Source organism: Streptomyces sp. NPDC048637 (genome assembly GCF_040650675.1).
In the GTDB taxonomy this organism is placed as follows: Bacteria; Actinomycetota; Actinomycetes; order Streptomycetales; family Streptomycetaceae; genus Streptomyces.
The window spans coordinates 79,452-101,035 of sequence record NZ_JBEZHQ010000018.1 but is presented as its reverse complement, the minus strand read 5'-3'; the positions used below and the strand labels follow the sequence as shown (position 1 = coordinate 101,035).

Annotated in this window: 24 protein-coding genes and 1 tRNA gene; 8 read left to right on the top strand and 17 right to left on the bottom strand. The window is 68.5% G+C overall.

Annotation, left to right across the window (positions count from 1 at the left end; genetic code table 11):
- Positions 1 to 10 precede the first annotated feature (10 nt).
- From AB0C46_RS22675 to AB0C46_RS22660, 4 genes are all read left to right on the top strand, one after another.
- Positions 11 to 415 (top strand): PPOX class F420-dependent oxidoreductase, encoded by a 405-nt coding sequence (locus tag AB0C46_RS22675; protein WP_362829830.1) that lies wholly within the window; start codon positions 11 to 13, stop codon positions 413 to 415.
- Positions 416 to 537: 122 nt separating this feature from the next.
- Positions 538 to 1,932, top strand: a complete 1,395-nt coding sequence (gene cysS, locus AB0C46_RS22670) for a cysteine--tRNA ligase (protein ID WP_362829829.1) — start codon at positions 538 to 540, stop codon at positions 1,930 to 1,932.
- Between the two features lie 128 nt (positions 1,933 to 2,060).
- On the top strand, positions 2,061 to 3,017 hold the full coding sequence (rlmB, locus tag AB0C46_RS22665) for a 23S rRNA (guanosine(2251)-2'-O)-methyltransferase RlmB (RefSeq protein ID WP_362829828.1): 957 nt from the start codon (positions 2,061 to 2,063) through the stop codon (positions 3,015 to 3,017).
- Positions 3,018 to 3,172: 155 nt separating this feature from the next.
- Complete coding sequence (locus tag AB0C46_RS22660) at positions 3,173 to 4,810, top strand: DoxX family membrane protein (protein ID WP_362829827.1); 1,638 nt, start codon at positions 3,173 to 3,175, stop codon at positions 4,808 to 4,810.
- A gap of 254 nt (positions 4,811 to 5,064) precedes the next feature.
- Here AB0C46_RS22660 and AB0C46_RS22655 read toward each other — a convergent pair whose 3' ends face one another.
- From AB0C46_RS22655 to ugpC, 3 genes are all read right to left on the bottom strand, one after another.
- Positions 5,065 to 5,793 carry a nucleotidyltransferase family protein gene (locus AB0C46_RS22655; RefSeq protein WP_362829826.1) on the bottom strand — a complete coding sequence of 243 codons (729 nt, stop codon included), beginning with the start codon at positions 5,791 to 5,793 and terminating at the stop codon, positions 5,065 to 5,067.
- A gap of 30 nt (positions 5,794 to 5,823) precedes the next feature.
- On the bottom strand, positions 5,824 to 6,240 hold the full coding sequence (locus AB0C46_RS22650; RefSeq protein ID WP_362829824.1) for a hypothetical protein: 417 nt from the start codon (positions 6,238 to 6,240) through the stop codon (positions 5,824 to 5,826).
- Positions 6,241 to 6,456: 216 nt separating this feature from the next.
- On the bottom strand, positions 6,457 to 7,593 hold the full coding sequence (ugpC, locus tag AB0C46_RS22645) for a sn-glycerol-3-phosphate ABC transporter ATP-binding protein UgpC (RefSeq protein ID WP_362829823.1): 1,137 nt from the start codon (positions 7,591 to 7,593) through the stop codon (positions 6,457 to 6,459).
- A gap of 176 nt (positions 7,594 to 7,769) precedes the next feature.
- Between ugpC and AB0C46_RS22640 the strand changes: the two genes are divergently transcribed.
- A tRNA-Thr gene (locus AB0C46_RS22640) sits at positions 7,770 to 7,843 on the top strand.
- A gap of 102 nt (positions 7,844 to 7,945) precedes the next feature.
- Here the strand turns inward: AB0C46_RS22640 and AB0C46_RS22635 are convergent.
- The 11 genes from AB0C46_RS22635 to AB0C46_RS22585 form a co-directional block, all read right to left on the bottom strand.
- The gene (locus AB0C46_RS22635; protein ID WP_362829822.1) at positions 7,946 to 9,097 is read right to left on the bottom strand and encodes a site-specific integrase; all 1,152 of its coding nucleotides are present in this window, start codon (positions 9,095 to 9,097) and stop codon (positions 7,946 to 7,948) included.
- A complete protein-coding gene (locus AB0C46_RS22630) occupies positions 9,097 to 9,285 on the bottom strand; it encodes a helix-turn-helix domain-containing protein (protein WP_362829821.1) in 189 nt (62 codons plus the stop codon). The genes AB0C46_RS22635 and AB0C46_RS22630 overlap by 1 nt, the downstream gene beginning before the upstream one ends.
- On the bottom strand, positions 9,282 to 10,700 hold the full coding sequence (gene repSA, locus AB0C46_RS22625; RefSeq protein WP_362829820.1) for a replication initiator protein RepSA: 1,419 nt from the start codon (positions 10,698 to 10,700) through the stop codon (positions 9,282 to 9,284). The genes AB0C46_RS22630 and repSA overlap by 4 nt, the downstream gene beginning before the upstream one ends.
- Positions 10,701 to 10,789: 89 nt before the next feature.
- A complete protein-coding gene (locus tag AB0C46_RS22620) occupies positions 10,790 to 11,098 on the bottom strand; it encodes a SpdD-like protein (RefSeq protein ID WP_362829819.1) in 309 nt (102 codons plus the stop codon).
- Positions 11,099 to 11,121: 23 nt separating this feature from the next.
- Entirely contained in the window at positions 11,122 to 11,277 is a 156-nt protein-coding gene (locus AB0C46_RS22615) for a hypothetical protein (protein ID WP_109891880.1), read from the bottom strand.
- An 18-nt stretch (positions 11,278 to 11,295) separates the two neighbouring features.
- Positions 11,296 to 11,487, bottom strand: a complete 192-nt coding sequence (locus AB0C46_RS22610) for a mobile element transfer protein (RefSeq protein ID WP_362829818.1) — start codon at positions 11,485 to 11,487, stop codon at positions 11,296 to 11,298.
- Between the two features lies 1 nt (position 11,488).
- Entirely contained in the window at positions 11,489 to 11,683 is a 195-nt protein-coding gene (locus AB0C46_RS22605) for a hypothetical protein (protein ID WP_362829816.1), read from the bottom strand.
- Positions 11,684 to 11,702: 19 nt separating this feature from the next.
- Complete coding sequence (locus tag AB0C46_RS22600; protein ID WP_362829815.1) at positions 11,703 to 12,389, bottom strand: DUF2637 domain-containing protein; 687 nt, start codon at positions 12,387 to 12,389, stop codon at positions 11,703 to 11,705.
- 80 nt (positions 12,390 to 12,469) lie between these two features.
- Positions 12,470 to 13,825 (bottom strand): FtsK/SpoIIIE domain-containing protein, encoded by a 1,356-nt coding sequence (locus tag AB0C46_RS22595; RefSeq protein ID WP_362829814.1) that lies wholly within the window; start codon positions 13,823 to 13,825, stop codon positions 12,470 to 12,472.
- Positions 13,826 to 13,827: 2 nt separating this feature from the next.
- Positions 13,828 to 14,184, bottom strand: coding sequence for a hypothetical protein (locus tag AB0C46_RS22590; protein WP_030988949.1), 357 nt, complete (start codon positions 14,182 to 14,184; stop codon positions 13,828 to 13,830).
- A gap of 139 nt (positions 14,185 to 14,323) precedes the next feature.
- Positions 14,324 to 15,103, bottom strand: a complete 780-nt coding sequence (locus tag AB0C46_RS22585; RefSeq protein WP_362829813.1) for a GntR family transcriptional regulator — start codon at positions 15,101 to 15,103, stop codon at positions 14,324 to 14,326.
- Positions 15,104 to 15,121: 18 nt separating this feature from the next.
- Between AB0C46_RS22585 and AB0C46_RS22580 the strand changes: the two genes are divergently transcribed.
- On the top strand, positions 15,122 to 15,589 hold the full coding sequence (locus AB0C46_RS22580; RefSeq protein WP_362829812.1) for an NUDIX domain-containing protein: 468 nt from the start codon (positions 15,122 to 15,124) through the stop codon (positions 15,587 to 15,589).
- A 1,163-nt stretch (positions 15,590 to 16,752) separates the two neighbouring features.
- Here AB0C46_RS22580 and AB0C46_RS22575 read toward each other — a convergent pair.
- Together AB0C46_RS22575 and AB0C46_RS22570 are read right to left on the bottom strand one after the other, a co-directional pair.
- Positions 16,753 to 17,286: a hypothetical protein gene (locus tag AB0C46_RS22575; protein WP_362829811.1), complete on the bottom strand. Its 534-nt coding sequence runs from the start codon at positions 17,284 to 17,286 to the stop codon at positions 16,753 to 16,755.
- Between the two features lie 289 nt (positions 17,287 to 17,575).
- A complete protein-coding gene (locus tag AB0C46_RS22570) occupies positions 17,576 to 18,160 on the bottom strand; it encodes a hypothetical protein (protein WP_362829809.1) in 585 nt (194 codons plus the stop codon).
- 693 nt (positions 18,161 to 18,853) lie between these two features.
- Here AB0C46_RS22570 and AB0C46_RS22565 point away from each other — a divergent pair.
- Together AB0C46_RS22565 and AB0C46_RS22560 are read left to right on the top strand one after the other, a co-directional pair.
- Positions 18,854 to 19,650 (top strand): IS5 family transposase gene (locus AB0C46_RS22565; protein ID WP_362829897.1). Its coding sequence is split into 2 segments (ribosomal slippage): positions 18,854 to 19,187 and positions 19,187 to 19,650, totalling 798 coding nucleotides; the frame shifts between segments, so codons are not numbered across the junction.
- A gap of 32 nt (positions 19,651 to 19,682) precedes the next feature.
- Positions 19,683 to 20,078: a hypothetical protein gene (locus AB0C46_RS22560; protein ID WP_362829808.1), complete on the top strand. Its 396-nt coding sequence runs from the start codon at positions 19,683 to 19,685 to the stop codon at positions 20,076 to 20,078.
- Positions 20,079 to 20,646: 568 nt separating this feature from the next.
- Here the strand turns inward: AB0C46_RS22560 and AB0C46_RS22555 are convergent.
- Positions 20,647 to 21,294 (bottom strand): pentapeptide repeat-containing protein, encoded by a 648-nt coding sequence (locus AB0C46_RS22555; protein WP_362829896.1) that lies wholly within the window; start codon positions 21,292 to 21,294, stop codon positions 20,647 to 20,649.
- Positions 21,295 to 21,584 lie beyond the last annotated feature (290 nt).

The window sequence follows — 21,584 nt, the reverse complement described above, 5'->3', positions numbered from 1 at the left end:
AGGACCCCTTGTGTCTGCCACCTTGTCCGACGACCTCAAGCAGCTCCTCGACAGCCCGGTCTTCGTGACCGTGACGACCGTCCAGCCCGACGGGAGTCCGCAGGCCTCCCCGGTCTGGGTGAAGCGGGACGGCGACGATCTGTTGTTCTCGACGACCGTCGGCCGCCGCAAGGAGAAGAACCTCCGGCGGGACCCCCGGGTCTCGGTCGTCGTCCAGCCCTTCGACGCGCCGTACACCTACGCCGAGGTCCGCGGCACCGCCTCGCTCAGCACCGCGGGCGGGCAGGAGCTGATCGACGAGCTGTCGCGGAAGTACACCGGCAAGCTGTACGCGGACTTCAACCCGGCGGGGGTCAACGACGATGAGCGGGTGGTGGTCCGGATCACCCCGCGCAAGGTGGTGGGCAGCATCTGACCAGGCCCGGGCCCACTCCAGGGAGGGCGACACTTCCGGCGAATCGGATGGTTGTGACAGATCTGTTTCCCCGTGGCCCAATGGGTCGCGGGGCACTCCCTCGTTCCGACTACCCTGGTTCCGTGACGATTCGCCTGTACGACACCAGCGCCCGGCAGATTCGCGATTTCACCCCGCTCGTGCCGGGCTGTGTCTCGATCTACCTGTGTGGCGCGACCGTGCAGGCCGCCCCGCACATCGGGCATATCAGGTCGGGACTGAACTTCGACATCATGCGCCGCTGGTTCGAGCACCGCGGCTACGACGTGACGTTCGTGCGCAATGTCACGGACATCGACGACAAGATCATCAAGAAGGCGGCCGAGCAGGGCCGCCCCTGGTGGTCGATCGGCTACGAGAACGAGGTCGCCTTCAACACGGCCTACGACGCCCTCGGCTGCCTGCGTCCCACCTACGAGCCGCGCGCCACCGGCCACATCCCCGAGATGATCGAGATGATGCGCGGCCTGATCGAGCGCGGCCACGCCTACGCCGCCGACGGCAACGTCTACTTCGACGTGAAGTCCTTCCCGGAGTATCTCCAGCTCTCCAACCAGGAGTTGGACAACCTCCGCCAGCCGTCCGGTGAGGGCGAGACCGGCAAGCGGGACCCGCGCGACTTCGCGATGTGGAAGGCGGCCAGGGAGGGCGAGCCCAGCTGGGAGACCCCCTGGGGCCGCGGCCGGCCCGGCTGGCACCTGGAGTGCTCGGCGATGGCCCACAAGTATCTGGGCTCCGCCTTCGACATCCACGGCGGCGGCGTCGACCTCGTCTTCCCGCACCACGAGAACGAGATCGCACAGGCCAAGGCGTACGGCGACGACTTCGCCCGGTACTGGTCGCACAACGCCTGGGTGACCATGAGCGGCGAGAAGATGTCCAAGTCGCTGGGCAACTCCGTGCTGGTCTCGGAGATGGTCAAGCGCTGGCGCCCGATCGTGCTGCGCTACTACCTGGGCACCCCGCACTACCGCTCGATGATCGAGTACAGCGAGGAAGCGCTGCGCGAGGCCGAGTCCGCGTTCGCGCGGATCGAGGGCTTCGTCCAGCGGGTCGTCGAGAAGGCCGGGGTCGTCGAGCCGGCGGACGAGGTGCCGCTGGCCTTCGCCGAGGCGATGGACGACGATCTGGGCGTCCCGCAGGCGCTGGCGATCGTGCACACCACCGTCCGCCAGGGCAACGCCGCACTGACCGCCGACGACAAGGAGTCGGCGGTGGCCCGGCTGGCCGAGCTGCGCGCCATGCTCGGCGTGCTCGGCCTGGACCCGCTCGACGAGCGCTGGTCCGGCGGCGGCAAGGACCGCGGTGAAGACCTCCACGGTGTGGTCGACTCCCTGGTCCGCCTGGTCCTCGAACAGCGCCAGGCCGCCCGCGCCCGCAAGGACTACGCCACCGCCGACGCCATCCGCGACCAGCTCCAGCAGTCCGGACTCGCGATCGAGGACACCCCCTCGGGCCCGCGCTGGTCGCTGTCCTGACCCCCGTCCCGCCCGTCGCCGGCCACCCGGATTCGCCCTTCCTGGTGGCCGCGGGCGACACTCAATCCATACGTACGTACCCACTCCACGTCGCGAGACGTCGAGAGCAGTGAAGAAACAGGTGACCCATGGCCGGCAACAGCCAGCGCAGGAACCGCCGCATGTCCAACAAGAAGGGCGCGCAGGTCGGCAGCGGCGGCAAGCGGCGCCGGGGCCTGGAGGGCAAGGGCCCGACCCCGCCCGCCTCCGCGCGCAAGGGACATGTCAAGAACCGCGCTGCCAACGCCAAGGCGAAGCAGGCCGCGGCGCGCCGCCCGGCCCCGCGGCGCGGCGGCGCCAAGGGCACCGCGGAGCTGGTCGTCGGCCGTAACCCGGTCTTCGAGGCGCTGCGCGACGGCGTGCCCGCGACGACCCTCTACGTCCAGCAGTTCATCGACACCGACGAGCGGGTGCGCGAGGCACTGCAGCTCGCCTCGGAGCGCGGCGACATCAATCTGATGGAGGCGCCGCGCCCCGAGCTGGACCGGATGACCAATGGCCTCAACCACCAGGGCATGGTCCTGCAGGTCCCGCCGTACGACTACGCGCACCCCGAGGACCTCGCCGCGGCCGCCTTCGACGACGGTGACGACCCGCTGATCGTCGCGCTCGACGGCGTCACCGACCCGCGCAACCTCGGCGCCGTGGTCCGTTCCGTGTGCGCCTTCGGCGGCCATGGCGTGGTCGTGCCGGAGCGCCGCGCGGCCGGTATGACGGCCGGTGCGTGGAAGACCTCGGCGGGCACCGCGGCCCGTACGCCGGTCGCCCGCGCCACCAACCTGACCCGGACCCTGGAGTCGTACCAGAAGGCCGGCCTCACGGTCGTCGGTCTGGCCGCGGACGGCGAGATGGAGCTCCAGGACGTCGAGGCGCTGGACGGCCCGGTCGTGATCGTCGTCGGCAGCGAGGGCAAGGGCCTGTCGCGGCTGGTCGGCGAGACCTGTGACGTCCGGGTGCGGATCCCGATGCCGGGCGGCGCGGAGTCGCTGAACGCGGGTGTCGCGGCCGGTGTCGTCCTGTGGGAGGCGGCCCGCCGCCGCGCCTGAGTCCGGATGCCCCGGGGCGGCCGGTGCGCCGCCGCGCCACCCCGGGGCAAGGCCTGACCCTCCGTACGCCTTCACCGGATCCCGTGATCTTTTGACGGGTCTCGGACAGATCGACCCGGTCAAGGCAGTGTCTTATACGCGAGTCACTCGGTTAGATGAGCGTGGACACCAGAACACCCCGCACGCCTACGGGGGGACGCTCGCCGGGCTTCGATGACGAGCCGGGCCTGAGCTCGGTCAAGGTGCCGTGCGATCCCGCGCAGGTCATCGTCAACCACGCCAGCTTCCGCGTACAGCTCGCCGCGCCCACGGCGGGCAACGCCATGGCCGACACCGCGCGCATCCCCGTCATCCGGGGCTTGGCCGCCGGTGCCAGACGCCGGGCGCCCGTGGTGTGGAGCGGCCGCACCGAACCGGGCGGCACGGCCGGCGCCACCACCCAACTCCTGCACGCGGTGCGCAACTCGGGCGTCGGCCTCGACGGCGGCGCCGAGGACGTCGGCACGACCCAGGTCCTGCCCCGGGTCCGCCTCGACGACGCGCCCCCCGCCCAGACCGTGATCGGCCAGCGCGGCCCCGCCGAATCCGACAAGCTGCTGCGCGGCGTACGCCCCGTGGGCAGCGCGTACGGCGACACCTACCGCGACGCCCCCTACCGGAACACCTCGTACGGCAGCCGCGGCCCGCTCGACGACGGCTATGACGACGACCGGTTCGAGGCACGGGACCACTACGACCCGGGCGGCAGGCGGCGCGGCCCCGACTCCGTCCGGCATGCGTACTACCCCGGCCGCCGGATGAACCTCGGTGTCGTCCTGCTGCCGCTGCGCATCTTCCTCGGTCTGATCTCCGTCTACGCCGGCATGGGCAAGCTCTGCGACCCCGTCTATTTCGACGGCGGTGAGCGGGGCTCCATGGTCAAGTGGCTGCAGTCGCTCGACCCCTGGGCGCTGGCCGTGCCGCTGCGCGACTTCGCCGTCTCGCACCCGGTCGGCGCCGGTCTGACCGTCGCCTTCCTGCAGGTCGTCGTCGGCGTCCTGACGATCTGCGGCCTGTGGCAGCGGGTCGCCGCGTCGATCGGCGCGCTGTTGTCCGCGGCGCTGCTGATGACCGTCAGCTGGCGCACGGTCCCCGCCTACGACGCCCCCGACATCATCTACCTCGCCGCCTGGAGCCCGCTGATCATCGCCGGCGCCCCGGTCTACTCCGTGGACGGGCGGCTGGCCGGCGAGGCCTGGCGGCGCCTCGGCCCCCGCGTCGAGGTGGCCGACCTGCGGCGCCGGGTGCTGCGCCGCGGCGCCGTGATGACGGCGATGGTGGCCGGGCTGACGCTGCTCATCGGCTCGCTGCTGGGCGGCGCCGTACGGTCCGCGACGGTAGCGACCGTACCCCGGCCCGGTGAGCCCGCGATCAACAACCTGCCCGGCTCCCCGCTGCCCCGCCCCGGCAAGCGCGCCACCCGGCCCGGCCACCGGCATACCGGCAGCGCCGCACCCCGCCCCGGAAAGCCTTCCGTGGGCGCCTCGCACAAGGCCCGCAAGCCGGGCACGCCGTCCGCCCCGGCCCCCGGTACCGGCCGGTCGACGGGCAGCAGCAGCGGCCTCGCGGAGCAGCCCGGCGCGACCACCAGCGCACCGCAGCAGACCGTGCCGACCCGGCGGGCGCCGGTACCGAGCCGGGTGCCGCCCTCGGCGGGCGGCACCGGCGGCGGCACCACCGGTACCGGCAGCACCGGCACCGGCAGTGGCAGCGGCGACTCCGGCCGCGACGCCCTGGGCGGCCTCCTCGGCTGACCCGCCGCCCCCGCACCCGTCCCCGATCGCCCCGATCTCCCCGTACGGCACTTCTGCACCGGCCGTCACGGGGAGGGAGGAGCGGTCGGGGACAGCCGTGTGCGGGGACTCCCGAGGACGGCTCCGGGAGGGTGGTCACGGCGGCGCGAGGGGCGTAGCGGGGGGGAGGGGGAGGCAGGGCGCTTCCCGGGCTTCCTGGGCTTCCGCCTGGGCCCTGCGCGCTCGCTCAGCCGCGCTCGCTCAACCGTGCCCGCTCAACGCCCTTGGGCGTTCAGCTCCTTGGCGGCCTCGGTGAGGTCCTTGGCGGTGTCGATGGCGCGCCAGTAGGCGCCCTGGGGGAGCGGGAAGCCGGCCAGCCGGCGTTCGCGGGCGAGGCGCGGGAAGGTGGTGCGCTCATGGTCGCCGCGGTCGGGGAGCAGCCCCGTGAAGGCGGCGGAGAAGACATAGACGCCGGCGTTGATGAGATACGGCGAGGGCGGCGACTCGATGAAGTCCAGCACATGCCCGAACGCGTCGGTCTCCACGGCGCCCCAGGGGATGTGGGGGCGGGCCAGCGCGAGGGTGGCCTCGGCGGCGCGCTCGTGGTGGAAGGCGGCCATCTCACGGAGCGGGAAGCGGGTCCAGATGTCGCCGTTGGTGGCGTACCAGGGCTCGTCCGGGCGGGGGAGCGACCCGGCCGCGTACTTGAGGCCGCCACCGCGGCCCAGCGGTTCGGTCTCGACAACGGTCGTGACACGCAACGGGAGTTGGGTCCGGTCCAGCCAGTCCTGGAGTACTCCGGCGAGGTGCCCGCAGGAGATCACCACGTCCGTGACGCCTTCCTCGGCCAGCCAGTTCAGCTGATGGCCGATGATCGGGGTCCCGGTGCCGGGAATCTCGACCATCGGCTTGGGGCGGTCGTCGGTGTACGGGCGGAGACGTGAGCCCTGGCCGCCGGCCAGGACCACGGCCTGCGTGGGATAGGGATGCTGGGCACCTGTCATGGATCGCACCCTATGCGGTGCGAGCGGGGGTCACTGGGCGGCGGCGACGCCGGTGGCGAAGGAGGTGTCGCAGACCGGGCGGGAGAAGGCCTGGGCGCGGTGTGCGGCGCCGTACTTGGCGACCGCGGCACGGCCGAGGTCGCGGGCGATGGAGACGCAGTGCTTGGCCAGCGTGGGGCGCTTGGTGGTTGCTTCCTGGAGGTGGGTCAGGGCGATGCCCGGGTCCTTCTCCTGGAGCTCGACCAGGAGGCGCTTGCGCAGGGCCTCCTCGGGCGCGCGGGCGGTGGTCCTGGTGGCGGCCTTCCCGGAGGACGCGGTCAGCATCTGTGAGTCGGTGGCCGTCGACGCCCAGGGGACGGCGGTGACCGCGAGGGTCCCGGACAGCACGAGGACGACGGGAAGGACGAGGGCGAGAGTTCTGCCGATGTGGCGGGCTGCGGAGTTCACGGTCGCGATCGTAGCGAGGAGTGATGATTTGGCGACATTTGGTCACCTTATCGGGGGACGCAATGGCTCGTCGGTGCGGTTGTGATGTTGACGCACTGGTGTGGAAAGTCGGGTTATGTCCTGATGGTGGGTACTTGGCGCCGACGGAAACGCAGCGGCGGCGGTCCCGGGTGCTCCCCGGGGCCGCCGCCGCCCGCGCTCGCTCCTCAGCCTGTCTCAGTCGGTGAGGCGCTCCCCGGACGACGTCGAGAAGACATGCGTCTCGCCCGCCCGCGGCACGACGTGCAGCCGGCTGCCCTTCTCCGGGACCTGGCGGCCGTTGACCCGTACGACGAGATCCTTGACCTCGCCGCCGACCTCCGCGGTGCCGTACACATAGCCGTCCGCGCCGAGTTCCTCGACGACGTTGACCGTGACGGCCAGACCGGCCGGCGCGTCCGCGGACTCCTTGGACAGCGACTTCGCGGCGGCACCGTTCTGCTCGACGATGTCGAAGTGCTCGGGGCGCACGCCCACGGTCACCGTCCGGTCGCCCTTGTCGGCGGCCGTGGACAGTGCCTCACGGTTGACCGGGACGACGCTGTTGCCGAACTTCACACCGCCGTCGGTGATCGGCACCTCGACGAGGTTCATCGCGGGCGAGCCGATGAAGCCCGCCACGAACAGATTCGCCGGCCGGTCGTACATGCTCCGCGGCGAATCGATCTGCTGCAGCAGACCGTCCTTGAGCACGGCGACCCGGTCGCCCATCGTCATCGCCTCGACCTGGTCGTGCGTGACGTACACCGTCGTGATCCCGAGCCGGCGCTGCAGCCCCGCGATCTGCGTACGGGTCTGGACCCGCAGCTTGGCGTCCAGGTTGGACAGCGGCTCGTCCATCAGGAAGACCTGCGGCTCCCGGACGATCGCCCGGCCCATCGCGACCCGCTGCCGCTGACCGCCGGACAGCGCCTTGGGCTTGCGGGCGAGGTACTCCGTGAGGTCGAGGATCTTGGCAGCGTCCTCGACCTTCTGCCGGATCTCCGCCTTCGGCACACCGGCGATCTTGAGCGCGAAGCCCATGTTGTCGGCAACCGTCATGTGCGGATACAGCGCGTAGTTCTGGAACACCATGGCGATGTCCCGGTCCTTGGGCGGAAGGTGGGTGACATCGCGGTCCCCGATACGGATAGCGCCTCCGTCGACGTCCTCCAGCCCCGCGAGCATCCGCAGCGAGGTGGACTTGCCACATCCGGAGGGGCCGACCAGGACAAGAAATTCGCCGTCTTCGATGGCGATGTCCAGTTTGTCGACGGCGGGCTTGTCGGAACCCGGGTAGATACGGGTTGCCTGGTCATACGTGACCGTAGCCATGGTGAGAGTCCCTTCACCGGCAGGAACGTGCCGGACGATCCGAGTAAAAGGAGTGGTGTAGTCCACTGATATGGACTCTCCGTGACGCTACCCGCGGCGGACCCCGGTGTCAGTACCCCTGCAGTCACGAAATGGGAACCGGCATCCGGCGCGCCTGGGTACACTGCTTCACGCACGCCTCCTTAGCTCAGCTGGCCAGAGCACCGCTCTTGTAAAGCGAAGGTCGTCGGTTCGAATCCGACAGGGGGCTCTCAGCTTGAACAGGGAAGAAGCCCCAGGCCGGGTAGTGGCCTGGGGCTTCTGACATCTACGGATGACATCAACGGGGCGGTCGGATCGCCGTCAGCCGTGATCAGTTCCGGTCGAGTCGCCGTTTCAGGAGTCGGTCCATGTGGCTGATCGCTTCCCGTTGGGTGTCCTGGGCGACGTGGGTGTAGACGTCCATGGTCAGGCTGATCTGGCTGTGGCCGAGGATCTCCATCAGGACGCGCGGGGCGACGCCGGCCGCGGTCAGCAGGGTGGCGCAGCCGTGGCGGGCGTCGTGGAGACGGATCGGGCGGAGGCCGGCCGAGGTGGTGAGCCGGGAGAAGGAGCGGTTCAGGTTCCGCGGTTCGATCGGGCGGCCGGAGCGGGTTGTGAAGACGAGCCCGGTCGGGTCCAGCTTGGTGCCCCGTTTCTCTGAATCGTGGGCTTGGCGGAGGCGGTGCCAGCGCAGAGCGGCCAGGCAGATCAGCGGTAGCGGTACGGGGCGGATCTTCCCGGTCTTGGTGGTGTCCTGATACAGCTCGCCGCCGATGCGCTGCACCTGGTTGCTGATGCGGATCACGCGGCCGTCCAGGTCCACGTCCGACCAGCGCAGGCCGAGGACCTCACCGCGGCGGAGACCCATGGCGATGGCGAGTACGAAGGCCGCGTAGAGCGGATCGCGGCGGGCCTCTTCGAGGAACGCCAGCGTCTCGTCCAGCGACCAGGGTGTGGTCTCGCGGCTGACGACCTTGGGGGCCTCTACGAGCGAGGCGACGTTGCGGGTGACCAGCTCCTCCCGGGTCGCTGCTGTCAGGGCTGTACGGAGCACGCGGTGAGCTTCCTTGGCCGTCGCGGGGGAGGACTTGCGGGCGACGTCGGCGAGGAACACCCGGACGTGGCGGGGGCCGAGGGTCTCCAGCCGCTTCGTGCCGAGCAGCGGCACGAGGTAGAGCCGTACGTGCATCGCGTACTTGCTGAACGTGCTGCGCTTCCGGTTCGGCTTGATGACGTTGTCCAGCCAGTACGGCAGCCATTCGGCGAGCTTGGCCGAGCGGGTGGGGACGGGGACGCCGCTGTCGACCTTGGAGAGGAGTTCGCGGCGCTTGGCGTCGCACTCTGCCCAGGTCTTGCCGTAGGCGAACTTGCGGGCCCGGGTGCCGTCGGGCTGGAGGACGTAGACCGCGCACTGGTAGCGGCCGTCCTTGCGCTTGGTGATGGTGCCGGCGCCGTTGGGGTTGCGCTTGCGCTGCTGTGACATCAGGCGGCCTCCTCGATCCGGTCGCGGATGTAGTTCTGGAGTGCGTTCTCGGGGATGCGGCGGGCACGACCCTCGGTGATGGAGATGAGGCGCTTGGAGCGCATCAGGTCGTAGACCTTGGAGCGTCCGAACTTGAGCCGTGCCATGACCTCGGGCACGGTCAGCAGTTGGCCGGTGGGGGTGGTCATGTCCAGTCGTCTCCTTCTTCGGCTTGAAGTTCGGCGCGTGCTTCGCGAGCGGTGTCGCGGTTGGTCTGTATGTCGCGGGCGATGGTGTCGGCGAGGGCGGATTCGCCGGGGGTGTGGCCGTGGCCGGTGTACTGCCAGTCGGTCAGGACGAGGACGGTGTCCGGCTCCGGGGGTTCGAGGCCGAGGGCTTCGCGTTCCTGGGCGGCGCGGAAGTCGGCGCGGGCCGCGCGCAGCTCGCCGAGGGTGGTCGAGTAGCGGCGGGACTTGGAGGAGAAGTGGCCGCGGAAACCGAGCATGTGGGCCCAGGCCCAGAGGCGGCGGTCTGGGTAGAGCGGGTCCAGGGTTTTGCACGCGGCGATCAGGCGTCGGGTGTGGTCGGGGACCTGGTGGCGGTCCAGTTCCGCGAGTTCGCCGATGCGCCGGTCGATAGTGCCGGTGGTCTCGGCGGCCTTGGTCGCGTACTTCGCCACGTAGGAGGCCACCGCCTGTTCGGTGATGTCGGAGCCGTCGCCGAACGCCTTGACCGGCCGCACGTCCAGCTGCGTGCCCCAGCGGAAGGTCCGGGCGGGTTGATCCCCGGCTGCTGGCGCCGTGACCGAGGTGTAGGAGTGTGCGGCGGCGGCGTGGATCGCATCGGTCAGCAGGTCGACGCTCGCCCAGGACGGCGGCGGTGTTCCGGGCCCGTCCGGCCCGTCGATCCGGATCACCGCGTGGAAGTGGAGGGCGCCGCGCTTCTGGAACTCGGCGACCTTGCCGTAGGAGAGGCGGGCGGATTCCTTGAGGTTGCGTTGGGTGATGCCGGCGCGGGTGGCCAGTTCGCGGCGGAGGCGGGTGGTGAATCGTTGCCAGAGGTCGCCCGCGTGGTTGTTGAACAGGACGGCGGCGGCGTAGTCGTACGTCTCGGGGGCCAGGGCGGTGCCGAGCGCCGGATCGTCCGTGTGGTGCTGTGTGCCGCAGCGGCAGGCGCCTTGGTCGGGTCGGTTGTGGACGGGGCCGAAGGAGGGCGCGGTGAGGGTGGTGAAGACGCGGGGGTGGTCGCGGACGGTGGCGGGGATGTCGCGGCGGCCGTCTCCGGCGAGGCCGGCGCGGATGAGGTGGTAGGTGTCCCCGGCGTAGGTCCAGGCGCAGGCGGGGCAGCGGGAGGCGCGGCGGTTGCCGCAAGCGAGGCGGAGTCGTCCGCCAGGTTCGGACGCGGTCGAGTAGTGGTGCAGGGTCTCGCCCGACGTGCGGTCCTTGGTGAGGGTCCAGCCGGTGAGGTGGATCGGGTCGGAGCAGCCGCCGGTGCGGTGGATCTGGTCTGCCCAACGGTCGTAGTCGGGGGCCGAAGCCACCCTCAGCAGGTCGCCGAGGGTCGTCGGGTCGAGGAGCGCGTCAGGCACGGGCGACCTCCCGCGTACGCGGGTGCGGTCGGTCATGATGGGGGTTCCTTCCGGATCTTTGGTTCGGGCAGGAGCACGGCTCCCGGGCGGCGGAGGCTTGGCGGTTGAGGCCGCCCGGGGGCCGGTCAGCGGTGTGTGCGCCCGTGGGCGAGCAGGGAGCGGAGGACGACCGCGCAGACGGCGACGGACACCCCGCTGATGGCGACCGCCAGGAGCATCGAGACCAGGACGGCGCCGACGACCAGGACCACGGCCGTGCCGCCGCCGACGAGGGCGAGCGCGGTGCCGGGCGTGAGTTGAACCGCGGGTCGGGTCGAGGGCTGAGCGACCGGGGCCAGCAGCGGGGTGTGCTGCACGGTGGCGATCGGTTCGACGGCGGACGGGGTGACGAGTCCGGTGGGCGTCGGGTTGGTCGGGACCTTGGGACGGAACATGGTGGTTCTCCCTTCTGCGGTTGTTACTTGACGGCGGTGTCGATGGCGGAGGCCAGGAAGCTGTCGGCGAGGAGGTAGCCGCCGAGGAGGAACACGGCCACGAGCCACCAGGGCGGGCGGATGAGCTTGATGCCGAGGTAGCCGACGGCGATCAGGGCGAGCCAGAGCGGGACGTCCATGGGTGTCTCCTCAGTTGGTCAGCGGACCGTGCAGCGGTGGGTGCGGGCGGCGAGCTGAGCGGCCGAGCGGCTGGAGAAGTCGGCGGACCAGCCGCAGCGGTCGGCGGTGCAGACGGCGGCGTGCTGGGTATGGCCGTAGCGGTCGCGGTAGGTGCCGATCTGTACGGGGCCGATCCGCATGACGGAGTGGAAGTGGTCGCGGGCAGGCATGTCAGCTGCTCTCCGTTCGGGTGGTCGTCGGGTCGGGGTAGGCGGCGCGGATACCGGCCGCGGTGGCCGGGTCGGCGGTGCGCTGGACGGCTTCCTCGGCGAGCAGGTGGGCGAGGTAGGGCCGGTTGGCGGCGGTCATCTCGCGGGCGCTGTCGAGGTAGTCCGTGGCGGTCAGGTCGGCAGGGTCACGGGTCACGGCAGTTCTCCCTTCCTGGTCAGGTGAGTTGGACGGCGATGGAGTCGGCGAGCTGGGGCGGGACGCCGAGGCGGGCCCGCAGGGTGTCGGTGTCGATCTGTTCTCCGGTCCGGGCGTGGTGCTCGTCGGCGACCTTGCGGGCGTGAGCGACGAGCGCGGCTGGGACGGGCGCAGGTGCGGGTGCAGGCCGGGATGGTTCGGTGTGTGGCTCAGCTGCGGGGAGGTCGATGGCCTCCAACTCGGGTTGCATAGCCGGAGGTTCAGTGGCGGCGACCGGATCTGGTACCGGAGCAGAGGCGGGCGCCGGAGCCCTGTCGGCCAGCGCGGCGGGATCGGCGGCTACGTCCGCACTCCGCGTATGGGCCAGCAGCGTCCCGCCGAGGAAGGCCAGCGCCGGCCACCCGGCGATGCCGAAGCGGAGCCAGGCGGGCGGGTGCTGGAGGTCGAGGAATCCGGCAGTCGCGACGTTGGCACCGAGCGAGGCCACCAGGGCAATCACGAACCAGCACCAGGCGAGCCGGGACGGCCCGTCATTGCGGAGCCGCCGCCAGGCCGCGACCAGCAGCAGGTCGACGCTGATCGGGTAGGCCCACGCCTTCCAGCCGCACTGCCCGGCAGCGGCGGCCAGGTCGTGGAGGTGGGCGAAGGAGAGCGCTCCGGCGATGACGGCTTGTACGAGAACGGCGTCCGGGCGGATGCGTCCCATGACGGTTCTCCTTCCGGGATCTGGCATGGAGGGGGTAGGGACCTGGCGCGTTGAGGTGGCGCCGACCTTGGAGCGGGGGATCAAGCAGTCGCGCTGGAGGCCTTGTTGAGTGGCGCAGTGTCGGAGGCCGACGAGGCGACGGCAGGCCGGAAGGGCGCGAGCGCGGGCACGTTCGGCGTGCGGTCAGCGTGCTTGTTGCAGAGGTTGACCGCTTCGCGCAGCGAGGTGTGCGGGGCGCGGATGCGTGACCAGCCACCGGTCGAATCACCGGCGACCGCGACGCCCGGGGCGTTGGCGGGTATCTGGATGGCGGCCAGTGCGGCCTCAGGGGAGATGTCGCCGAAGGCCATGTTGGCGCTGGTCTCGTCGTTGACGCGGTGCACGGTACGGCCGGTGAGCTGGGCCCGAAGCATCGTGATGCCCTTGCCGAGTTCGGAGCCGAAGCGCTGGCCGCAGATCTCCAGGTAGATGCCAGCGGCGCGGCCGAGCTGCGCCAGACGAACGAGCGCGGTGATGATCCGGTCTCGGCGCTTCTCTTCCTCCTTGGAGGCGAAGAGCGCGAGTTCGGACACCTCGTCCACCAGGACCACGACGGGCGTGGGACGCAAGTCTTCGGCCAGGTCCCAGATGTCGGCGGCGATCTCCGCGTCGGGGACGTTCACACTGATGCGCTGTTGTTCGCGGACGAGTTGGTAGACGGACTCCATGTGTGACACCAGTGCTTCGAGCAGCTCGAGAGCGGTGTCCTGGTCGTCGGCGAGGGCGGAGAAGCGGCGAGCGAGCGGGAACAGCTCGACTCCCTGCTTGCAGTCGATGCCGACGAGCGCGACATCTTGAGCGGCGAGGCCGGCCACCAGATTGCGTTGGTAGACGGACTTGCCCGACTCGGTGGCCCCGAGTGTGAGTCCGTGCGGGATGGTCCGGTAGTCGCGGTAGTGGACCGATCCGTCCTCGCGCAGTGCGACGGGCACACGCATCGGAGCGTGGTCGATCTTGGTGGGCAGCTGTACGCGCTTGAGCACGTCGTAGCCGGTCATCCGCAGTTCGACGACGCCGGAGCGGATCTCCCGGGCTATGACGCCGTACATCCCGAAGGAGTGCCGCAGCCGATCAGTGGCGGCGGAGACATCGAAGGCGTCCTGGCCGGGGCGGAGCTTGAGCCGCAGGACCAAGCCGGTGCGGGTTGGCCGGAGACGGAGGATGCGCGGGGCGCGCGGCTCGGGAGCCGGTCGGTAGGTCATGCGGGCGAGTGCGAGCCGCCAGCGCGCGGGCGGGACCGTCAGTCCGCAGGCGTCCATGACCGAGGCGTACCGGACTAAGACCCGCAGCACGGCGAAGGTGATCCCGAAGGCCATCCAGTACCAGGCGGGACGCCGCCACCGCAGTACGAGAGCGGTGGCGACGACCAGCAGTAGTACGACCGAGAGGCGGGCCATGATCAGGCCGCCTCAGCCTGCGAGCCGCCGGCGGCGAGTGAGGTGACCGCCACGGCGCGGAAGGCGATGCCGTGCCGCTTCTGCCCGTTGAACTCGTTCTCCCAGGGCCGGGCAATCAGGCCGGTCAGCGCCACCGGAGTGCCCATGCCCAGCTCACCGGAGACCCCGCTCTCAGGGACCGTGACGGACAGGATCTCCACCGCGTCGTTAGCGGCGAACATCACGTCCACGGTCATCAGCTTCGCCCCGGTCTCGACGTCGAGAGCGACCTCACCGGTACGGCGGTCCTTGACCTTGATCTGCGGCTGCTTCGCGACCATCACGGTCGCGGCGGAGGTGTCGACGGGGATCTGACGCATTACGGATCACTCCTCTATACATGCTGAACTCCGTCACTCATGTACATGAGTGACATGAAGAAGAGTGCCTGACTCCTGTACATGAGTCAACCCGCCGCGACAAAGAAGTCGGGGCGGGTTGAGGAGAGTTGAGCGGGCGTCAGTCCGTAGCGGGGATGCGGTAGCTGAACACGAACTGGTCAGCGGCCATGAGGGTGTCGCAGACCTCCACCACACGGCCCTCGGTCGTCAGCGCCTCACGGACCAGATGCACGACAGGGGCACCAGGACTGAGCGCCAGCTCGGACGCTTCAGCCTTGGAGGCCGACCGGGCCTGCAAGGTCTCGACGAACTCGGCGAACTCATGCCCGTGGTCTTCGAGTCGGGCGTAGATGCCGCCACCGCCGGGATTCTCGGCGAAGAGTTCGGGGATGTCCTTCACGACGTCCCAGGGCAGGTACGAGCTGGCCGTCTCGACCGGCGTGCCGTTACGGAAGTAGAGCCGCCGGCGGGCGAGGACCTGAGTGCCGGGCTCGACCCCGAGGCGATCGGCCACGTCCTCCGGGGCCGCCATGGGGCCGATGTACAGAACGCTGACCTTGGCCGTGGCTCCGGACTGCGCGGACTCCGCCAGATACGCGGCCTTGCCGCCCTGCCGGTGTGAGCGACGGAAGCGGTCGGAAGAGCGGTGCCGTACCGGCGGCCGGTCCTTCACGATCGAGCCCTTGCCGTGGCGGGTCTCCACCAGGCCGCTCGCCCGGACCTCCACCATCGCCTTACGGATCGTGCCGCCCGAGACGCCGTAGCGTTCGACCAGCTCGGATTCACTCGGCACCATCTCGCCGGGCCTGAGGACCCCAGCCCTGATCTGCTGCACGATGTCGTCGGCGATCTGAACGTATCGAGGTACGGCCCTATCCCCTCCTACCGCGGTTCCCATAGTTCTTCCCATCCTCCTATGCTCCTGTACATGAGTAACAGCGCCCCGGAAGCCCAGTCAACGCCACTGCACTCCGTGTCCGTGGCCGGAGTAGTGGTCCGCGAGGACGGCAAGCTCCTGACAATCCGGCGGGCCGACAACGGCGCTTGGGAGCTCCCGGGCGGGGTGCTCGAACTCGAAGAGACCCCGGAGGCCGGCGTACGGCGCGAGGTCTGGGAAGAAACGGGCATCCACGTCGAGGTGGACGAGCTCACCGGGGTCTACAAGAACACGGCACGAGGCATCGTCGCCCTGGTCTTCCGCTGCAAGCCGGCGGGAGGCGAGGAGCGCACCTCCGGCGAGTCGACGGCGGTCACCTGGTTCACGCCCGAGGAGGTGGCGGAGTCCATGTCCGAGGTCTACTCGATCCGGCTCCTTGACGCCTTGGATGGGGCAGGCCCTCACGTACGGAGCCATGACGGCAAGCGGTTGACGCCGACGCGATAGAACTTTCTCTACTTCATCAAGCCCCGCCCTTCGGCCGGGGAGAAGGGCGGAAGGTGGGGGGAGGGGAGCACTCCGGGAGCTCTCGCGGGTGGTGCCGTTCCCTCGCCGGGTCTCCGGGAGCCGGTCGCGCGGTATCTGCCCACAGAGCCCGTGGAGTGCCGATCGAGGCCAGCAGCCGCCATGTGCCCCGTTGGGCAGCGTCTCGCGGCCCGGCCCCGCGGGAGGGCTTGCGGCTTGTGGCTCCGGCCTTGTGGGTGCTCTTGCCGTTGGCCTCCGGCGCGCAGGCCAACGGCTTTGCCAGCCGCCGCTACGAATCACACCCCACCGGCCCGCCACGCGGGCCGGCGCGGGCTCGGGGACTGGGGCGACGCTCCTGCCTGCGGCCCGCTCCGCCCCGCCCCCGGCCCCGCGCCACCACAGTTGCCACGGGGTGATCCGCTAGACGCTTTGTCCCGCCCAAAAGCAGCGCCGGACCGAGCACCCCACCGGTCAACACCACCGCCGGCCCCATCCAGCAGGCTCGGCCGCAGCCACCCAGCCTGAGGACAAGCTGAGCAGCCACTCAGGCGCCCCGTGGCTCAGGAGCAGGTCCAGTCGGGGAGCCCCGAGGGCGGCGATGAAGTGGGTGGTGAGGGTGAGGAGGGCGGTACGAGTCAAAGAGGTGCCTCCGGCGGGGGCCTCTGACTCTGGGATGGCGGGGGCACCGTCGGCGGGTGCGGGTCGGATGCGGTGAAGGTGGGTGGCTGCCATCCCGTCTGCCGTCATCCCAGGCAGAGCCGAGCAGCCTTGGTTCCTGGTGTCCAGGTCGTTCGTACAGTGGCGCGCTCCACCTGGACACCAGGAACCAAGCCCGCTCCACGGAGTGTGGGACGACGGCAGAAGGGATGGCAGCAGGCGGGGGTTTCAGGGCGGAAGCGGTGAGCGGTTTACATGGTGGGCGCGCTGCCGACCGTGCCATAGGTCTTGGTTCCGTCGCCAAGAGCTGGCTACGGGAGGATTGGGGGTAGCGGGGCCGAGCGCTCCGGGCACGCAGGCCGGCATGGGCGGGCCGCCGTGCCGCCACCGTCACGGATGCGGAAGCGTGAGCGGACCGGAACCTGATCTATGGCTTAGGGGGAGCAGCTGCTGCCGCGATATGGCCAAGCCCGTCATGGGCGCTCCGCTCACTGACCCAGGTCTGGGCCCGTTGCGTTCACATAGATGGCCCGAATGCGTTCCGCTATGGATTCGGTGGCTGTCTTGTGCAGCGCCATGACCTCCGCATACGCCTTGCGGCGCCACTCCGAGCCGCTATCGCGGAAGTGCGATTCGAGCACCATAGTCGTGGTTGCTCTGTGCAAGCTCTCCACTATCTGACGGCGTTCGTCGTCGAGCACCAAGCTGGTGAGCGCCGCCACCTTGCCGTTTGCCTCGGTGAATTTCCCATCCTGTTCGCTTCGGTCTTCTGAACGATGCTCGACGTAATTGATAGACGCACCAACGAGATCTGTGAGCTGAGTGTGCAGGTCCCCGAGGTGGGTGAGTTCGAACTCCTCTCGGCGGTCCAGTCTCTGGCGTGCGCGCTCCAAAGCATGAGCACGTTGCTCCCGTTGAAGCTGTGCATCATCGCGTCGACGGTCATTCAATTGAGTCAGCCAAGCGCCAAGCACCAGTGAGACTACGGGCAGTACCGCAGTGACGGTCCACTTCCAGTCCATGAAAGCGAAGACTACGGCTCCGCCCATGGCTTCACCCTGGTTCCGGGGACTCGTTCGCAACGAGCAGCAGCAAGCGCCCTGCCTGGGCCGGCTCCGGGCCGTGCGGGGGCGCGCAGCGATGACCAATGATGACAGTCGATGACCACTCAATCGCAGGCCAGAGAGGCAAGCGTTGGCTCATACGCTTGCCACTGGACCGGTGCGTCATTTTCGGATTCTGAGTGAAACTGCTGCCACCCTTGACTCGACCATCGAGACTCCACTGCCCGCGTTGACGAAGCAGCAGCAATCAGGTACATCCTCGGATTTTGTCTTGCTTGCGCGTCGCCCATCTGGAGATGTCTGTTGCCGTCTCGCTGGCATCCGGCGGAGGTGATTTAAGGAATACCAGCCCTGCCGGATATGGGCGAGACCAGAACCCTGAGTCCAGTTGAAATACGAAAGTCCCCTTGTTGATGTTTTTAATCAACACCTGCCATCCGTCACGGATGGCAAATTTCACCCGCTCACAGTGGGGCAAACTTCCAACGTTCATGTACTGCTCGACCCGTGAGGTAGGGCTACGTGTTGCGCGAAGTAGAATTAGCCCGTTGTGCAATGGGCCATCGGATCGGTTTTCAATGATCAATTGCCTCAGATTGGTTGGATTGTCAACAGACCATGAAATCCTTGCGGCAGTACCCAAGGCCGCAAGGCTTGCGATCTTCTCTTGGGACTCCGTCAGCCTTCCATCAAATCCTGTTTGCCTCTTCTGGAAGGTCTCCTGCTTCTCTTGTGCGTCATCCTGGTCAATGCTGTTGGAGATGCCTAGCCCGAGCGTTGTCAGGACTCCCGCCGCAGTAAGTCCTGCCATGATCCAATATTCCTTGTCCATGGCTCTCCTGGAGGGTTAGAAATCGGTATCACGCGTCCCCTGTTGTTCCATTCATACCCATACCACCGAGACGGCACGGCTGCCGCATTTGCAAGTTGGCAGGGGGCCGACTGGGTGCTTTGGCCGCCCAGGGTGGTCTTGAAGCGGCAGGTGCTTGAGGTGCCCGGGGTGCCGCAACCGCACCAGGTCGAGCGAGGAATCACGGGGTACAGCAGCAAACGGCGGCTAAGCTCCAAGCGCATGCCTGCGGTCCGGAAACCGCAACTCGTGAGGCATCCTGCCCAACCTCGTTTTTCGGGGTCGTGCTGGTTCCCTGTACAGCACCTGAATACAGCAACCGGCCCGACCCTCGATGGCTACCAGCGGCCAACTGATCTGCTCCGTAGCCCCCAGCAACCTCCCTGCCGGTAGTTCGCAACGAGGTGCTGTCGTGCCCGCTGCGGGCCCCAAGGGCCGATAAACCACGGGCAATTCGGATGCGCAACGGGATTTGCGTTATTGGGTACTTAGGTCACTATTCCGGCAGGCCAGGGCGTCGATTGTCGGCCGATCACTACGTGGTTCTCAAGCTGATGCCTTATTGCTCCACACAGGCCATGACTCGCGGATCCCGCGCGATCTCAGCGGGAAGTTGGGTGGCCTGGCTAAGACGTCGTCTCATTTGGCGGGTTGAGTAGTCTGAGCTGTGTGGTGATGGTTGAGCGCTTGGTGCCGGATGAGTTGTGGGAGCTGTTCCAGCGGGTGGTACCGCCTGCTCCGGCACGACCGCAGGGCGGTGGCCGACGCCGGTATGGGGACCGTGAAGTGCTGGCCGCGATCGTCTTCGTGGCCACGACGGGCTGCACCTGGCGGCAGATGCCTCCGGTCTTCGGGCCGTCAGGGCCGACCGCGCACCGGCGTTTCACCGAGTGGAGTGTCGCCCGGGTCTGGGCCAAGTTGCACCGCGTCGTCCTCGACGAACTGGGCTCGCGTGGCGGCCTGGACTGGTCGCGCTGCGCGATCGACTCGGTGAACATGCGAGCCCTGAAAGGGGGGACCTGACAGGTCCGAATCCTGTCGACCGGGGCAAGAAAGGCTCGAAGATCCACTTGATCACCGAGCGGACCGGTCTGCCCATCTCTGTCGGGATCTCCGGCGCGAACCTCCACGACAGCCAGGCGCTTGAGCCGCTGGTGCGCGGCATTCCTCCAATCCGATCCCGCCGTGGCCCGCGACGCCGGCGGCCTACCAAGCTCCACGCGGACAAGGGATACGACTACGACCACCTGCGCCGATGGCTCCGCTCACGCGGCATCCGCCACCGCATCGCCCGCAGAGGCGTCGAATCCTCCACGAGGCTTGGCCGGTATCGCTGGACGATCGAGCGCACGATGTCCTGGCTGGGCGGCTGCCGCCGCCTGCACCGCCGCTACGAGCGCAAGGCCGAACACTTCCTGGCCTTCACCGCCATCGCCTGCACCCTCATCTGCTACCGCAGGCTGGCGGCCTGACGGGCGGCGCCGCAGGTGGGACGATCCACAGCGTGATCGGATGGATGCACCACACCCCGCGCTGGACGGTCATATCGGTCTGCGTCATCGCAGCCGTCCTGCTCTTCGTCGGCGCTTCCGCGCACGTCACCGACCTCCTCAGCCACGGTCTGCACCCCTACGCCTGGGCACCGGGCTGGCTCAACCTCTACTGGTCGTCGCTGGCGCTCTTCGACACGCTCGCCGCCGTGCTCCTGATCCGGGGCAAACGCCGGGGAACCGACCTCGCCTGCGTCATCATGGCTACCGACCTCGCCGCCAACTGGTACGCGGTCTACGGCATCCAGCACAGCAGCCTCGCCACTCAGGCAAGCCTTCAACGACTGGCCGTCTTCGCCGCACTCGTCCTGGGAACGGCACCGTTCACCCGGCGGCACCTCACCAATTGATGAGGGCGCAGGCGATGCTGGTGAAGGCGAGGAAGTGCTCGGCTTTGCGCTCGTAGCGGCGGTGCAGTCTCGGTGAGGGGTCCTCTCACGAACCAAAGGCGGAGCATCTAGTGGTGAGGCGGCTTGTCAGGGTCAGTGATGTCAGGAAAGCGTCGCTGTGGCGTGGCGTGATGTGGTGGAGTGAACTGCGCGTTGTGTTCCCTGGCAGCCCTGCTAGCGCCCGATTTGCGAACAAACTCGCCACTGATGACGGTGTCGTCTTCCCTGCAAAAGGCTTCCCATACGGGTCCATGGTGGGTTCCTGCTGGGTGTTGCTGCTCGCTAGGTTTCGTCATCGAGGATCAGCCCCTGCCGATATGCATGGTCGAGATGCACTGAAGTAGTCCCAGTGCTTATCGCCCCTTGCTTTAGCTTCAGTGTGCGAGCGTCGGGGTTGACTCGCCACTGGGCGGGACGGTTCATCGAGGCGCGGCTATACACGAGGCCGAAGGCGATACGTCGGCCCCGTGCCTGTCCGAGAGCGACCGTGCCGACGCCGACCGCCCCCTGAGATCCCCACGCCAGTGGGCTACCGGAGAGGCCAAATGAGATGACGTCTAAGGCGAGCCGCTACTACTTGCTCCAACGTAAGACCCGTGGCCGTACGGAGATCTGCACCGTACAGTAAGGCGCCAGTGAGGTCTGTCCCGTCGAACCGGGCCCCAGTGCAGTTAGCCCCGGCGAGAGTGGTGCATGTGAGGTCCGCTCCGTCGAACAGGGCACCCGTAAGATCTGCGTCCAGAAGTGCGGCGCGAGTGAGATTCGCTCCCAGAAACCAGGCTCCGGTCAGATTCGCCCCCACGTAGCTAACGTTCGTGAGATTTGCCCCGTGGAACATAGCTCCAGCGAGGTCTGCCTCATCAAAGGTGGCACCTTCAAAGTGCAGGGCAGACAGGTCGAGCTTCTGACACGGGCTGATGTGTTTGCGGACTTCTGGTCGGCTTAGAACGCGCAGGGCGCAAGCCACGTCAGCCTCTGGGCGGTCAGGAAGTGATGCCGAAGATGCAGCAGGTCTTGATCTACGGTGCGCAGCCTGGCGGGCAACGCTGATGCGACCGCGTCGGCCCGCAGTTGACGTTGCTTCTTGATGGCCAGGGGCACGGCGGCGGACAAATACGTTGAGTACTTGCACCGCGTGGGCAGTCTGATCGGGAGCATCTTGAACGATCTGCTCCATAGCCAGGACACCGCCGATGCGGACGTACAACTCCTCGGAGCCGAGGCGTTCCAAGGCTTTGATGAAGCGGTCGGTGACCTGTCCACGATGAGTCAGTCTGTAGTTGACCGCGGTGAACAGCAGGGCGATGCTTGCCCCCAGGACAGCGAGCAACTGCACCACAGAGGTACGAAACCCAGTGACCAAGGCAGCCGAGCCCGAGCGTAGATCCTTCGCGCTCAGGTAGTCACCGTCCAACCACCAGGGGCCTCGCCATACCAGCAACACCGCACCGCAAGCGACCGCTACAG